Annotated in this window: 14 protein-coding genes; 4 read left to right on the forward strand and 10 right to left on the reverse strand. The window is 45.5% G+C overall.

The annotated features are described in order from the left end of the window. Nucleotides 1-168 precede the first annotated feature (168 nt). The 8 genes from ahcY to JT717_RS12820 all read right to left on the reverse strand — a co-directional run bounded on the left by ahcY (nt 169) and on the right by JT717_RS12820 (nt 7,951). A complete protein-coding gene (gene ahcY / locus JT717_RS12785; protein ID WP_205510872.1) occupies nt 169-1,494 on the reverse strand; it encodes an adenosylhomocysteinase in 1,326 nt (441 codons plus the stop codon). Nucleotides 1,495-1,622: 128 nt separating this feature from the next. Then, complete coding sequence (locus JT717_RS12790; protein WP_205510873.1) at nt 1,623-2,039, reverse strand: RrF2 family transcriptional regulator; 417 nt, start codon at nt 2,037-2,039, stop codon at nt 1,623-1,625. A gap of 262 nt (nt 2,040-2,301) precedes the next feature. Then, a complete protein-coding gene (locus JT717_RS12795) occupies nt 2,302-2,955 on the reverse strand; it encodes a response regulator transcription factor (protein ID WP_205510874.1) in 654 nt (217 codons plus the stop codon). A 602-nt stretch (nt 2,956-3,557) separates the two neighbouring features. After that, nucleotides 3,558-4,274: a 4-hydroxy-tetrahydrodipicolinate reductase gene (gene dapB / locus JT717_RS12800; RefSeq protein WP_205510875.1), complete on the reverse strand. Its 717-nt coding sequence runs from the start codon at nt 4,272-4,274 to the stop codon at nt 3,558-3,560. Nucleotides 4,275-4,380: 106 nt separating this feature from the next. Beyond that, on the reverse strand, nt 4,381-5,031 hold the full coding sequence (locus JT717_RS12805) for a DUF5683 domain-containing protein (RefSeq protein WP_205510876.1): 651 nt from the start codon (nt 5,029-5,031) through the stop codon (nt 4,381-4,383). A gap of 10 nt (nt 5,032-5,041) precedes the next feature. After that, on the reverse strand, nt 5,042-5,962 hold the full coding sequence (locus JT717_RS12810) for a ParB/RepB/Spo0J family partition protein (RefSeq protein ID WP_205510877.1): 921 nt from the start codon (nt 5,960-5,962) through the stop codon (nt 5,042-5,044). A 66-nt stretch (nt 5,963-6,028) separates the two neighbouring features. After that, nucleotides 6,029-6,829, reverse strand: coding sequence for a ParA family protein (locus tag JT717_RS12815; RefSeq protein ID WP_205510878.1), 801 nt, complete (start codon nt 6,827-6,829; stop codon nt 6,029-6,031). A gap of 435 nt (nt 6,830-7,264) precedes the next feature. Next, nucleotides 7,265-7,951: a metal-dependent hydrolase gene (locus tag JT717_RS12820; RefSeq protein WP_205510879.1), complete on the reverse strand. Its 687-nt coding sequence runs from the start codon at nt 7,949-7,951 to the stop codon at nt 7,265-7,267. Nucleotides 7,952-8,141: 190 nt separating this feature from the next. Between JT717_RS12820 and JT717_RS12825 the strand changes: the two genes are divergently transcribed. The 3 genes from JT717_RS12825 to JT717_RS12835 all read left to right on the forward strand — a co-directional run bounded on the left by JT717_RS12825 (nt 8,142) and on the right by JT717_RS12835 (nt 10,288). Continuing rightward, nucleotides 8,142-8,651, forward strand: a complete 510-nt coding sequence (locus JT717_RS12825; protein WP_205510880.1) for an NADPH-dependent FMN reductase — start codon at nt 8,142-8,144, stop codon at nt 8,649-8,651. Nucleotides 8,652-8,851: 200 nt separating this feature from the next. Then, nucleotides 8,852-10,096: a metallophosphoesterase gene (locus tag JT717_RS12830; protein ID WP_205510881.1), complete on the forward strand. Its 1,245-nt coding sequence runs from the start codon at nt 8,852-8,854 to the stop codon at nt 10,094-10,096. 51 nt (nt 10,097-10,147) lie between these two features. Continuing rightward, on the forward strand, nt 10,148-10,288 hold the full coding sequence (locus JT717_RS12835) for a hypothetical protein (protein ID WP_205510882.1): 141 nt from the start codon (nt 10,148-10,150) through the stop codon (nt 10,286-10,288). 949 nt (nt 10,289-11,237) lie between these two features. Here the strand turns inward: JT717_RS12835 and JT717_RS12840 are convergent. Next, nucleotides 11,238-13,466, reverse strand: a complete 2,229-nt coding sequence (locus JT717_RS12840) for an ATP-binding protein (RefSeq protein WP_205510883.1) — start codon at nt 13,464-13,466, stop codon at nt 11,238-11,240. A gap of 185 nt (nt 13,467-13,651) precedes the next feature. Further along, complete coding sequence (locus tag JT717_RS12845) at nt 13,652-14,329, reverse strand: LytR/AlgR family response regulator transcription factor (protein ID WP_369411702.1); 678 nt, start codon at nt 14,327-14,329, stop codon at nt 13,652-13,654. Nucleotides 14,330-14,488: 159 nt separating this feature from the next. On the opposite strand from JT717_RS12845, the gene JT717_RS12850 reads away from it, so the two are divergent. After that, nucleotides 14,489-15,493, forward strand: coding sequence for a hypothetical protein (locus JT717_RS12850; protein ID WP_205510884.1), 1,005 nt, complete (start codon nt 14,489-14,491; stop codon nt 15,491-15,493). Nucleotides 15,494-15,520: the final 27 nt, after the last annotated feature.

Below are 15,520 nucleotides of genomic sequence, written 5' to 3' on the forward strand. Positions count from 1 at the left end.
TTCACTAGTCTGATGGACATCGTAAAGCCTTCTAAAACTGTTAATGTTTAATGAACCGCCGTATGCCGAACGGCACGTACGGTGGTGTGAGAGGACAGTAAGGGAAATAATCTCTTACTTCCTACTCTATAAAATGCAGGCTTGTTAGTTATAGTTCGCTTGCCTGTATTAATAACGGTAATGCTCGGGTTTGAAAGGCCCGGCTTTGGGTATACCCAGGTAAGAAGCCTGTTCATCAGTGAGCTCATCCAGTTCAACACCTATTTTTTTCAGGTGCAGGCGGGCTACTTTTTCATCGAGGTGTTTAGGCAGAACGTATACTTTGTTCTCGTAGCTTTTACTGTTTGTCCACAGTTCTAATTGGGCCAGTGTTTGGTTGGTAAATGAATTACTCATTACAAAACTGGGGTGGCCTGTAGCGCATCCGAGGTTCACCAGGCGGCCTTCCGCCAGCAGGATGATCTCTTTACCGTCGATATTATACAGGTCTACCTGAGGTTTAATGGTGTCTTTGGTATTTCCGTAGTTGTTGTTCAACCAGGCTACATCAATTTCTATATCAAAGTGCCCGATGTTACAAACAATAGCTTTATCCTTCATGGCACGGAAGTGCTTTTCAGTGATGAGGTCGCGGCAGCCCGAAGCGGTAACAATGATATCGGCTTCCTTCACGGCGTCGATCATCTTTTTAACTTCAAAGCCGTCCATAGCAGCCTGTAAAGCGCAGATGGGGTCAACTTCGGTAACAATTACGCGGCAGCCTGAACCAGCCAGGGAAGCTGCAGAACCTTTACCTACGTCGCCATAACCGCCAACCACGGCTACTTTACCAGCCAGCATTACGTCGGTAGCGCGGCGGATAGCATCAACCAGGCTTTCTTTACAACCGTATTTATTGTCGAATTTTGATTTGGTAACCGAGTCGTTTACGTTGATGGCAGGAATGGGTAAGGTACCCTTGGCCATTCTTTCGTACAGGCGGTGAACACCCGTAGTGGTCTCTTCGCTCAACCCGCGGATATGTTGCACCAGCTCAGGGTATTTATCCAGTACGATGTTGGTAAGGTCGCCACCATCATCGAGGATCATGTTCAGCGGGCGGTCGGCGCCACCAAAGAACAAGGTTTGTTCAATGCACCAGTCGGCTTCTTCCAGCGTCTGGCCTTTCCAGGCGTAAACGCCAATACCGGCAGCAGCGATTGCAGCGGCAGCCTGATCCTGGGTAGAAAAGATATTGCAGGAGCTCCATTTAACCTCGGCGCCTAAAGCCACCAGGGTTTCAATAAGCACCGCTGTTTGAATGGTCATATGCAGGCAACCGGCAATGCGGGCGCCTTTTAATGGCTGTGACGGACCATATTCAGCACGTAACGCCATCAAACCGGGCATTTCAGCTTCTGCAAGGCGTATCTCCTTACGACCCCATTCAGCAAGGCTGATATCTTTAACCTTATAGGGAAGTGAAAAATCAATGTTTTTGGTGATAGTAGACATATCGTTTTAAATGTTTATTTCGGTCGCAAAGCTACAATTTAAGTGCGAAACTCGCTGAATTAAAGATAGGGGGCGTTTAAGAAAAAAGCTTCCCGGCGGGGAAGCTTTTGGCTTTGTATCTTATTGAATCAGATCATTTTCTTGGTGAGATCGGCCACGGTCTTCTTTTCCAGGATCCGCAGGTTGGCGTCCCGTACCAGTACCATCATGTCGTGCAGGCCGCACTGCTTTTCATCGCAGTTCTTGCAGCGTTCATAAAAGTACAGGCTTACGCAGGGCAACATGGCAATAGGGCCGTCTATCAAACGCACGATCTTGGCCAGGGGAATGTCCTTGGGCGATGTTTTGAAGAAATAGCCTCCGCCTTTGCCCTTTTTACTGTCAAGGATGCCGGCTTTTTTCAGTTCCAGCAATATGTTTTCCAGAAATTTCAGGGGGATCCGCTTCTTCTTGGATATTTCAGCAATAAGGATGGGTTCATTTTCTTTCTTATCAGCCATATACATCAAGGCCTTAAAGGCATACTGAGCTTTCTTGGATAGCATGTATTTTCAGTTTAAAACACGAAAAGTACCCCGCCTTGGATCGCAGGGCTATAAGGCCGTAAGATAAAATAATTTATTTATCATCCGCTATCTTAAATGGATCGATAGCATGCAGCACGTGGAAGGCGGCACGCAGAACACCAAAAGGCGGAAGGCCGACAGCCAGATGCGGAACGCCCGGCAACTGATAACAGGGAATTTGGCGTTAAGCATCAAGCGTTCAGCCCGGGCGTTAGGCGTTGGGCCTTTAGCGTTTAGCATTTTACCGGATAGCCACCAGCTTGTTTACATAGGCATACTTTATAAGCCCGATAACGCTGTTGGTCTTTGTCTTGCGGAATATGTTCTTACGGTGCGTTTCAACCGTACGTTCGCTGATAAACAGCCTTTCAGCGATCTGTTTATTACTGAATTCCTGCTCGATAAGGCGGATGACCTCAAGCTCCCGGCCGGTAAGATGGATGGTTTCGGCAGGTACTTTTCTGAGGCGGACAGTAGGATTAGGCATTTCCTGTAGAGTTTTATCGTTAGTGTAAATTTGCTCAATCATGTTTTCCAATGCTTTGGTTATTGTATGTTTATCTGTGCTTTTTAATACATAGCCGGCAATAGTGCCTTCTTCGATCATTGCATTAACAACATTGTTTTGCCCCTTTTCGAACAGGGCAACCATTTTTACCCGGGGAAACAATTCTTTTACCCGGTTGGCCAGCTCATGGCCATTCCTGTAAAGCATAATAATGTCTGCAAACAAAATATCAACCGGCGTGCAAGCCATCTGCCGAAGCAGTTCCTGGGGATTCGTAGTAATGATAACGGCTTTGAAATATTCATGTTTGTGTAACAGCGACAGCAATCCATCGATTACCGTCTGGTGATCTTCTGCAATAGCCATGCGGATCTTTTTTCGTTTCATGTTTGGCAGGTTAAACAATCAGCCGATAAATAGTTTGACTTCTATGGCTTGAACCAACGCGCAAACTTTACTACCCCAGGCCAGTATTATATCTATCAAATCTTCTGCCACTGCTTGTTACAGATGACCCGGAACAGGAAATCGTTCCGGCTGCCGGAAGGGGTTTTCCGGCATTAATGCCATAAAACGCAGAAAAAGGAGTAAAAGAGGCTCGAACAGATGGGATACAGGGTGGGCCAGATGACGATCTTCCAAATCCGATTTGTAAGGATGAAGGAAAGGAATAAGTGTAACAAGGATGATCCGGTTTGAAACAGTTCATGTAGCAGTAGTTTGGTAAATCTTACTAAAATTTACTGAATTAACCGACAGTAACCTAAGGTTGCCATAAAAATTGAGTAATATCAAATCATTGATAAGTAAGGGCGGCTCGTACGCTAACTGATGCAGGAAACAATTCCACCAGGTTTTTATTTGTTTTTTGCATCGAAGACCGCCTGTTCACGATTTTTCTTAGGCTGATCAATGGCTTTCGCAGCCTAAAAAGAATTAACCCCGCCAGGGCGGGGTTATGCGGGTTATATTTTCTTTTTATTTATTTGTTACAGTCCGAGTACATCGCTCATACTGTAAATACCTTTCTTACCGGGCAGGAATTCGGCAGCCAGTACAGCTCCGGTAGCAAAACCTTTGCGGTTATGGGCGGTATGTTTTATTTCAATGTCATCGATCTCCGAAGAATAAGTGATGATATGGGTACCGGGCGCCGGATCAATACGCTCACTGATGATCTGCAGTTCTTCCCGGTTCCTGCTTACCTCGTTCACCCATTTTTTCTTCTGCTTTATGGAATGCAAAATGCCTTCTGCCAGCGTGATGGCCGTACCACTCGGCGCGTCTTTCTTCTGGGTGTGATGGATCTCTGTAACCGACACATCGTATTCGGTATGAGGGGCCATCAGTTCGGCCAGCTTTTTATTGATCGCAAAGAAAATGTTCACGCCTACACTGAAATTGCTCGCATACAAAAGCGCGCCATTCTTTTTGTTGCAATAAACGGTTGCTTCTTCAAAACGCTGCAGCCAGCCGGTAGAACCGCTCACCACAGGAACGCCTGCATCGAGGCATTTGATCACATTGTCGAACGCTACTTCCGGACCCGTAAATTCAATGGCTACATCGGCCTTTTGAATATTCTCTATGGTATTCTCTTCGATATTCTCAATGCCTACCTTCAAAACTATTTCGTGGCCACGCTCCAGGGCAATTTCTTCAATGGCATGACCCATTTTTCCGTATCCGATTAAAGCAATTTTCATCTTTTTAAGTTATTAAGTTCATTAGTTATTGAGTTATTGGTTCATAAGTTCCTGTATGCCGTTACTTAATAACTCAATAACTGAATAACTAAAAAGAGCTAAGGTATTATTTTGAGGGCTTATCGTCAAATGTAAACACCAAACTGAGGCCAATGGCCCGGTTCCCTAATACAGCGGGTTTTACCTGCATGCTGAGGTTTTCATTTACATTGAATCCTTTCAGGTGGGCGTCTACCGTGGCGTCCACTACATTCAGGCCCCAGAAGAGCAGGGTGAACAGAATGGAGTAGTCCATATTCTTACGGAAGTCATTGCGGTAATTCAACAGGGAGTTTATCTGCTTTTGCCTTACCAATGTACTCAGGGAGGAATGTACACTTGCCAGGCTGTCGGGATAACCAGTGCTGGCAGGATCCATTTCCGCTACTGCAAGCGCATAACGGGTTCGGTTATACCAGGTGCGGTTATCAAAAAAAGTATAAATGGGAATGCCTATAGCGGCATATACGATGGGTACTTTCCAGTATTTTCTATTGTAGATCTGGCCAAGTCCGGGGAAAACAGCAGAATAGATAGCAGCCTTGCGGGGTATGTAGGTTCGGTTACCCGCGGAATCGCGCCACAGCCCTTTTTTTACCTTCGAGCTGGCAACCACTTTGCCACTGGTATCAGTTACAATGAGGCTGTCTTTTTGCTGCGACCATGCCAGCGCGGGTACTGTAAGGATAATTGCAATAACAAATACAAATTGTTTCATGCAGGCGAACTTAAGCCGAGACACCGATCTGATCTAAAATCTTATTCAGCTCCTGAATTGAGTAATACTCGATCGAAATACTTCCGTGCCCGTTTTTGTTATGATTTAACTTGACCTTGGTGCTAAAATGCGTTGCTAAGTTATCTTCAATTTTCTTATAGGCCGGGGGCAGGGTGGGTTTTACCGATTCTTTAACACCGGCTTCACCACCGCTTTTATACATTTTGCGAACCAGGTCTTCTGTTTGCCGAACCGAAAGGCTGCGGCTTCTGATCTCATTATAAATGAATAATTGCTTATCTACAGTATCTACATTGATCAATGCGCGGGCATGGCCCATGCTGATCTCATTCTTCCGCACGGCTACCTGAATATCAGGGGGCAGTTTCAGCAACCTGATGTAGTTGGCCACCGTACTTCTTTCTTTACCCATCCGTTCGGCCACCTGCTCCTGTGTATAGTTCAGCTCTTCCATCATGCGTTTATAGCTGAGCGCAATTTCAACGGCGTTCAGGTCTTCGCGTTGCAGGTTTTCGAGCAGGGCCAGCTCCAGCAGTTCCTGGTCATTGGCCTGGCGGATATAAGCAGGTACGTCTTTCAGGCCGGCTATTTTGGAAGCTCGCCAGCGGCGTTCACCCGAAATAAGCCGGTACTTACCGGCGGTTAGTGTAGAAACCGTGATCGGCTGCACAATGTCGTGCAGCTTTATAGAATCGGCCAGTTCCTGCAAAGCCTGTTCGTCAAAATCATGACGGGGCTGGCGGGGATTGGGCTCAATTTGATCGATGGGAATACGTGAAATGGAAACAACTGTTTCGGCAACGTCTTTTTTAAGGTTGCCGGCTGCATTTTTCAGGTCAGAATCTATATTCTGCAACAGGGAACGGATTCCCTTACCCAGCGCGTCTTTATTTTGTTTGGGGTTGGTCATTGATTGTATATGGTTTATTGTTTTGGATCTTGTCAAGCCCGCCCTGGCGGGACCTACACCACCGCATTATTCTAATATCCGCTCTTCCTGCTTGATTTTTGTCATATCGTTCTTTTGCAGGATCTCTTTGGCCAGGTTCAGATAGTTGACAGCCCCTTTACTTTGACCATCATACAAAATCACCGGTTTACCAGCGCTGGGCGCCTCGCTGATGCGGGCATTGCGGTGGATAATTGTATCAAACACCATTTCGTCAAAATGTTTGCGCACCTCATTTACCACCTGGTTACACAGGCGCAAACGGCCGTCGTACATAGTCATCAGGATGCCTTCGATGACCAGGTCTGGATTTAAACGGCTTTGCACAATCTTAATTGTGTTCAATAATTTGCCAAGACCTTCCAATGCAAAAAACTCTGCCTGTACCGGCACCATTACCGAATCGGCTGCCGTAAGGGCATTCACCGTTATCAAACCCAGTGATGGTGAACAGTCGATGATAATAAAATCGTACTGCTCTTTCACTGGTTCCAGTATGCTTTTTAATACACTTTCCCGGTTGGGATAGTTGATCATTTCAATTTCAGCACCTACGAGGTCAATGTGCGATGGAATGATGTCGAGGTTGGGGATCTCTGATTTCAGGATCACATCCCGCCCCGGCGTACTGTTTACCATGCAGTCATACAGGCTTGTTTGAATATTGTGCAGATCAAAACCCACCCCGCTGGTACTATTCGCCTGCGGATCGGCATCTACCAATAATGTTCTGAATTCCAGAACGGCCAGACTGGCCGCCAGGTTGATGGCGGAAGTTGTTTTTCCGACTCCCCCTTTTTGATTGGCTACTCCAATTACTCGGCTCATAGTGATTAGTTACATTCCTGCCTGCTTTGCCTTCGCGTTGCACGATCAGCCTGGCAGGTCGTTGGATCTTTTTTAATTGTTCACTTATATCGGCTCCTATGCCTTCCTAAAAACACGAAACATCAACATATGGAATTCGTCTTTTCCGGCAGTTAAACCGTAGAAAGGGCAAATTTCGGTGACAATATACTTATTTACCGCATTTATTACCCTTCATAAACCCGATAGTGAATAAAATTGTATTAACTCAACAATAAAAAGCATCCCCCAAAAAAAGGAGGATGCCCCAATTGGACCGCAAAATTATTACATTAGGCTTATTATCAGCATTTAATGTTTTAATATTTTAAAACCCGCTGTTTCGGCCCTTTTTTACCCGAAAGATCCCCGGAAATTTGCGGCCGGTTAATTAGTTAATATCCTAATGTATTGCCCTTATTTCATAGTAACCGTTTCGCCAATTTTCGGCAAATGCAACACACAGCTGGTATCGGCAAAAGCCTTCCTGGCTTTATCATGATCGATCTTAATAAAGCCAAAGGTGTCGTAATGCACACCGATGATCTGCTGGCATTTGATCATGGCGGCGCAGCGCACCGCATCTTCCACATCCATGGTGAAATTGGAACCGATAGGCAATACCGCGAAATTCAGTTCAGCCCAGGTAGGTATCAGCTGCATATCGAGCGTGAGCGCTGTATCACCACTGTAATAGAAATTGCCTTCTTCAGAGCTTATAATAAAACCCAATGGATTTCCGCCATAGGAGCCATCAGGTAAACCCGATGAATGATGGGCCACCACAACCTTGAGGGTAAAAGCGTCAAAATTCCATTTACCGCCGGTGTTCATGGGATGTACATGGGTAATACCCTGTTTGCCCAACCATTCGTAAATTTCCCAGCTGCAGATCACTTTGGCGCCTGTACGTTTGGCAATGGATACCAGGTCGGCCGTATGATCGGCATGGCCATGCGATACCAGTATATAATCGGCTTCTACCGTATCGGCATTCACTACTTTATTGGCCAGTTCGTTGGGCGTAATAAATGGATCGAATAACAGTTTTGTACCTTTGATCTCAACCGAAAAGCAGGAATGACCATAATAAGTGAAATTCATGTAGTATTTTTTTAAGTTCCAGGTATTAAGTTTAAAGTTCACAGTTCCAATACCGTACAAACTTACAAACTAACAGAAAACCAAAAATTATGAACCTGTAAACTTTGAACTATAAACTTTGAACTGAGAACTTTGAATTGTGAAACGTAGGTGTGAACTGTGAACTGTTTTCAACGTTATTATTCTTACAATGAGTGAAATTTATACCATCGTTTCCGGCACTAACAGGCCGGGAAGCAATACTGAAAAAGTAGCGAGGCATTACCAGGAAGTTTTAAAATCGAAGCAGATTACGCCGCATTTTGTTACGCTGGAAGGGTGGAAGTATGTTGACAGAACCCCTGAGTATACCCAATTGGAGCAGGACATCCTCATTCCCACCAGTAAATTCATCTTTGTTTCCCCTGAATATAATGGCAGCATACCCGGGGTATTGAAACTGATGTTCGATATCTCCGACTATAAAAAAGTATGGTGGGGTAAGAAGGCCCTGCTTACCGGCGTGGCCACCGGCCGGGGCGGCAATTTGCGCGGCCTGGAGCATTTAACAAGTATTTTACATTACCTCCGCGTGGTGGTACATCCCAATAAACTGCCTATCTCCCTGGTCGATAAGATGATGCATGGCTCCGGCGACATTCACGACACCGGTACCTTACGCGCTATTGAAATGCAGGTTTCGGAGTTTATACAATTTTAATGAATGTGGTTCGTCTACCTGATTTAAATGCAATCTATGATTTTGCGATTTTGGGATTTGAGATTTCACTTCAGTTCAGTCTGCTAACAAATCTCAAAATCTCGAAATCCGTAAATCAGCAATAACCAATAAGAACGGATAAGCTTCCGGTAACGGTAGTGCCTCCTAAAGAAACGAACACATTCAATTTACAGACAAACATGCGTAACTCAGGTTTTTTCTTTTTTATCCTTGGATTAATGGCCCTGCTCGATTTTTACATTTTCCAGGCCCTGCAGGTGGTGCTGCCTGCTTCTTCCAAAGCCCGGCTGGCCATTATTATCGGGTATTGGGTGATCTCCATTTCGGCACTGGTGACCTTCTTTTTAATACCGTATATAAATTTTGACAGCTGGCCGCGCTGGCTGGTAACCTATGGCCGCGCAGTCATTATTGGCCTCTTTATTTCGAAAGTGGTGGCAGCCCTGTTTTTTGGGGTAGACGATCTGCGCCGGGGAGCTACCTGGGTCGTCAGCAAAATAGTAAAACAACCTTCCGGCAATCCTGCCCGGGGCGGGGAGGGAATTTCCCGTTCCGTTTTCCTTAGCTGGCTTGGACTGGCCGTTGGCGGTACTGTCTTCGGTACCCTGGTATATGGGTTTGGCAATAAATACCGCTACCAGGTGAACCGCCTGAAAATGAGCTTTAAGAACCTGCCGGAAGCGTTCCGGGGAATGCGCATTGTGCACATTTCCGATATCCATTCGGGCAGCTTTATGGATAAAGAAGCTGTTGAAAAAGGGGTTAAAAAGATCCTCAAAGAAAAGCCCGACATAATCCTGTTTACCGGCGACCTGGTGAACGACCGGGCCAGCGAAATGGCAGAGTACCTGGAGGTGTTCAGTAAGCTCAATGCGCCACTGGGCGTGTATTCAACACTGGGTAACCACGACTATGGCGATTATGTAAAATGGGAAAGCCATGCAGCGAAAACGCAGAACCTGGAACAATTGAAGCAGGTGCATAAACAAATGGGCTGGCGCCTGCTGATGAACGAGCATGTGGTGCTGGAAAAAGGGGCCGACCGCATTGCCCTGCTGGGTATCGAGAACTGGAGCGCCAAAGGCAATTTTGGCCGCTATGGTAAAATGGAAGAGGCTTATCCAGGTTCGGAGCAATATCCCTTCAAGATCCTCCTCAGCCACGATCCCAGTCATTGGGATGCAGAGGTGCGTACCAAATATTCCGATATCGACCTAACCCTCTCGGGCCATACCCATGGTATGCAGTTCGGCGTGGAACTGCCCGGCTTCCGCTGGAGCCCCGTGCAGTATATGTATAAACAGTGGGCTGGCTTGTACGAATCGGGCGATCAGAAATTATATGTGAACCGCGGCTACGGTTTTATTGGTTACCCGGGCAGGGTTGGCATACTGCCTGAGATCACGGTAATAGAGCTTAGTTAGGTTTTTATCTGGCTGAAAACCGGTGCACATTCTGTACAACTATGAATGATTATGAATGATTTGCACCTCCATTTATTGAACAACCAGGATCAGATTGCACGCAAACAATACCAGTTTGTTTCAAAACGGGAGCAGTTTGTTGAACAACAGGAACAGTTTGTTGAACGATCGGGCCAGATCATTGAAAAGTAGGCACAATTCGTTAAACAACTTGTAAAGATCATTGAAAAAAAAGAAGACTTTGTTGCATAAACTGATATTGATTGCCTGCAAACCGATACTGTTTGCGCGCAAACTGATATTGTTTGTTTAACAAACAGAAGCATTTTTTGAACGAATTGAACAGACTTTTGAACAAACAACCAGGATTTTTTAAAGATCGAACCGCATATTTCAATTCTAGGCGCTGATTGTTGCATTCCCGGAACAGATCCTTCAACGATCAGTGCTGTTTTTTCAACACAAAAATTCCACAATCAAGGTGTACAATCAGGGCCTTTGGCGGATCTGCATAAAAAAAGGAGCATCTCAAACAGAGACGCTCCTTTTACGTAAAAGCAGGTTTCGAAGGGCTTCAGAAGTAATACGAACAGTTGATAGCTTGAATCAGGCCTTACACCAGGTTAACGGGTACAAGTACGGATGTATGCACAGGTTACGGATCAGAATTAGTTACTGGTCAGGTAAGGGTGTAAGTCCAAGGGGTGCACCATTCAGGGCTTTTGGGTTCAGCGTTTAGTTTCGGTTTTGGTAAAAAGAAGACCGGCTAAAATCTATTTGCTACTAAGTTTTGGGTCGTTATACATGAAAAGTCATTTACGTGCAATGGGCCAGCGTAAACCATTTTAGCCAGTCTCCCTGTTCAGCATTACAAATCAGGCCTTAACCAGGAACTCATTAGGGTTATTTACTATGCCAGTGGCATTTCTACGGTAAAGGGACAAGGACGCTCTACGGTGTTAGGGATTAGGGGAAAAACTATATAAAATAAAATGATCGCTACTTATTTTACAGTTGGTCTCAGGGGTTTTCCTCGTATTGACCACACAAAAATACGTTGTGAAAACCCCCTTGGCCGGGCAGTTTCGGTGAATCGGGTAAATGTGTAGCCGAATGCCTGAAATCGTCCGGTAAGCGTTTTTTAAAACACCCGGGCGTTCAGCAGCTGGTTTACTTCCTGTATCAGCAGCTGTTTATAATCATTCAGTTTGTCGAATTCGGTGGAGAGCACTGTGGGGGAACTGTTCTTTTTGGCCAGCTTTTCCAGCTTTTCGAGCTGCTGAAAAAAGGGCGTGTTCTTGCCGAGGATGGAAACAGTGGATTGAATATGATGGGAGAGGGTGGCCACCTGCCGCGCATCTCTCTGATCGATAGCGTTTTTAAGGGCCTCCATTTCGCCGGGGAATTGTTTCAGGAACTGTTTGATGATGGTCTTTAAAAAGTCGGTGTTACCCATCACCATATCCTGTAAAAAGTTCAGATCGATATAATGCAGTTCGTTCTTCAACATTTCAATATTTGTATTGCGGTCATCAGCCAGGTATTTGGTCAGCAGCGAGTACAATTCTTTTTCATGGATTGGTTTTGAAATGTAATCGTTCATGCCATAACTCAAACATTTTTCGCGTTCACCTGCCAGCGCATGGGCCGTCATGGCAATAATGGGAATGTCGCTTTTCAGGTCTTTACGTATAGCCTGGGCAGTGGCATAACCATCCATCAGGGGCATTTGTATATCCAGCAACACCAGGTGAAAGGTGGCGCGCTGTAACCATTCTATAGCCTTGGTGCCATTATCGGCCAGCTCGTAATTCACTTTCCAGCTTTGAAAAGTGAACTTTATCAGCAGCTGGTTCATGGCATTGTCTTCCACCACCAGTACCCGGGCATCGGGGAAAGCGCCGGCGCTGATCTCTGTTCTTTCTGCTACTGTGGCCGGAATGGCTTCTCCCATCGTCACCAGGGAATATCCGATGTCAAATATAAATTCTGTGCCTTTGCCGGGTTCACTCAGAACCCTGATCTGCCCGCCCTGGATCTGTACCAGGTTTTTAACGATAGAAAGGCCCAGCCCGGTTCCGCCATATTTGCGGGTAGTGTCCGTTTCACCTTGTTGAAAGCGCTCAAAAATGGTCTCCACTTTACTCGCAGGAATACCAATGCCACTGTCCTTAACCGAAAAGCGCAACTGCACCTGATCGTCGTTTTGGGCGAGGCTGGTGATATTGATGGAAATGCCGCCTTTTTGCGTGAACTTGATCGCATTGCTGATGAGATTTACCATTATCTGGGTAAGCCGTACGGCATCGCCATTGAGGGTATCCGGGATATTCTCCTGGATGTATATTGAGAACGACAGGTTCTTTTCACGGGCTTTGTGATAGAACATGGTTTCTATGGAACTGCAAAGGCCGCGGAGGCTGAACGGATTTTTTTCGATCCGCAGCATACCGGCTTCTATTTTGGAAATGTCCAGGATGTCGTTGATGATGGCCAGCAGATTTTCGCTGGCAGATTGTATGAGGTTAACGAATTGCTGTTGTTCTTCCGTTAACCGGCTTTTCTGTAAGAGGTTGGTGAAGCCAATGACCGAGTTGATAGGGGTTCGTATTTCATGGCTCATGTTGGCCAGGAACTGTTCCTTAACATTGGCCGATTCAATGGCCTGCTGCCTGGCCTCTGTTTCGTTGTCATGCGCCTGTTTCAGTTTTTTGATCAGCTGATGCTGGCGCATGATATGCCTGATGATGAGCAAACTTAAGATCACTATGCCCGATAAGCCGAGTATGGTGAGCAGCCGGCTAATGGCCAGTACGATAACGGTACGTTTTCTGTTCTGTACGATACCGGCCTGCAGTTGTTCGTACAATTCTTTTTCCAGCTGCATCGACAGATCGGTAATGCTGTCGCGCAGGATAATGCCTGCTTTGCTCGAGATCCTTTTTTCTGCTTCTGACTTGCCGAAACGCGTATAAACATCGATGATCTCATTATTGATCTGGATCCTTTTTTCGATGAGGGAGGCCAGGCGGGTAAAGGAAGCCTGGTTGTACTGGTTCATGGAGGCTTGCTGTAAACCGGCCAGTTCCTGTTTTAAGAGATAAAGCGTGTCTTCAACGCCTGCAATAAAATTGCTGTCGCCGGTAATTACAAAGCCCCTTACCAGACTTTCGGTAAGAATAACATTCTTAACAATGTTCTGGAGCTTGTTATGTAAATGAAATGATTCGATGGCTTCGCGGCTGGCTGAGCGGGATTTACTAATGATCCGCTCGGTGTTGAATTGAAGAATAATGCCTGCTGCAATAAAAGCCACCGAAAACGCAATGCTATAAAATATCAGCCTGTTAGGTTTGATTTGTCGCTTCATGGTAACTGATGCTACCTCACATTACCTAACCTTAACCTGGGAACGGATAATCAATTGGCAATCGACAATTTGCATGGGCAGGCTTGCTGAAAGCCGGGTTTTTCGCATGATAAAACCTGTGCTTTTGCCGCTTGCTTATTGTCTGCTGCCTGTTGTTTACAGAGCTCTGCAATTTAATTATATTCTTACAATAACTTGATTTTCTGAATAAGTTTACTGCGATAACTTTCGGCTACGGGTATGGGGGTATTGGTAATGTTAACGGCGCCATCTTCAATGGAGTCGATCTTATCAAGGGAAATGATATAACTGCGATGAACACGCATCAACCGGCCTGAATTGATCTTTTCTTCCACGGCTTTAAGCGTAGAATGTACGATATGCCATTGGGTTTTGGTACGGATCTTAACATAATCACCCATGGCTTCTATCCATAATATTTCTTCGAGCTTTAATTTTTTAAGAATATTATTATCCCTGATGAACAGATAATCGTCGGCCGCCGAGGTTACCTCAGAATCGCTACGCATCATGATGTCCCTTACTTTATCAAGGGCCTGCATCAGGCGGGGCAGGTTAACAGGTTTTATCAGGTAATCCACCACATTCAGGTCGAATGCTTCAGCCGCATACTGCTTTTTGGAGGTGGTGAGGATGGCCAGGGTATGTTTGGGCAATATTTTCAACAATTCAAGGCCCGTCATTCCGGGCATTTCTATATCTAAAAATACTAAATCAGGTGGATTGGCCGTAATATTGCGGTGTGCCTCTATAGCGTCTTTGCACTCGCCGCTGACCTGTAACCTCCCGGTTTGCAGTGCCAGCTGGTGTAAGGTAAGCCTCGACAAGTCGTTATCGTCCACGATCAAACAGGTTATCATAGTGTAATGGTCGTAATAGTTAAGGTAATATAAGTTAGCAAAAAATTAGTAATGATTAAACCGGCAGGCATTTTTTTTATCTCATCAGTATTCCGTGCACTATGCACCGGTTATGCCGTTTCCCGGTTAATTAGCAAACGTATGAAGAAATTGCTCGTTCTGATTATTTTCACGGTTGCTATGCAGCCTACTTTTTCCCAGAACGGGGGAAAAATCGATTCTTTATTTGCTGCAGGCGATACCACCGCCATACTGGATTCCTTATTAAAAGACTTTGATACTTACCTCGATAGCCTGGCGGGCCGTAAAAGCTTTTTTATGGTGAACACGGCTGTAGGAACCGGTTTTTTCAGCTTTAACGACAAGAATACGGTTACCGTAAATACCGAAAAGAAACTGATCTTTTCACCATCGGTCGGTTATTTTCACCGGTCGGGCCTGGGTATCGCTGCCTCCGGTTATGCCCTGCTGAATAAGGGAATGCAGTTTTACCAGTATTCTGTAAGCCCGTCCTTTGATTATATCAAAAAACGCTTTTCGGCGGGCATCGCATATACCCGCTACTTTACCAAGGATTCGCTCGACTTTTATACCACTCCCATACAGAACGAACTGTTTGCTTATTTTTCTTATAAGAAATGGTGGCTGCGGCCAACAATCAGTGTAAGCTATGGCTGGGGCAGTAAGGAAGAATACGACAAACGGGAGGCCTCCCGCCTGGCCCGTTTGCTGCAGCGCAGGAACCGTTATTATGTGATCGTAAAAAGCGTGGAATCAGTGAGCGATCTTTCGGCTACTTTTTCACTGCGCAAGGATATCGACTGGTACAACATATTAGGCAAATCTGACAATATAACGTTAACGCCTATTGCCATGTTGAATGCGGGTACACAAACCTATGGGTTCAACACTTCTTATTCCTATAACTTTTCACCGGTGCGCACCAACTCCCTGCCCAGCAATAACGATATTTCGGATAATACGCAATTTGCGTTTCAATCTGCCTGTCTTGCGCTCAGGGGCAGTTATCTCAATGGCCGGTTCCTGCTGCAATCGCAGGTATTGTTCGATTATTATTTACAAGATCTCGATGCGGGTTCAAAGCTCAATACTGTTTATAGCATAACTGCGGGATTAAGTTTCTGATCATTGATTTTTAGGCATTTCTTCACG

The sequence above is a fragment of the Longitalea arenae genome, assembly GCF_016924755.1.
Taxonomy (GTDB): domain Bacteria; phylum Bacteroidota; class Bacteroidia; order Chitinophagales; family Chitinophagaceae; genus Niastella; species Niastella arenae.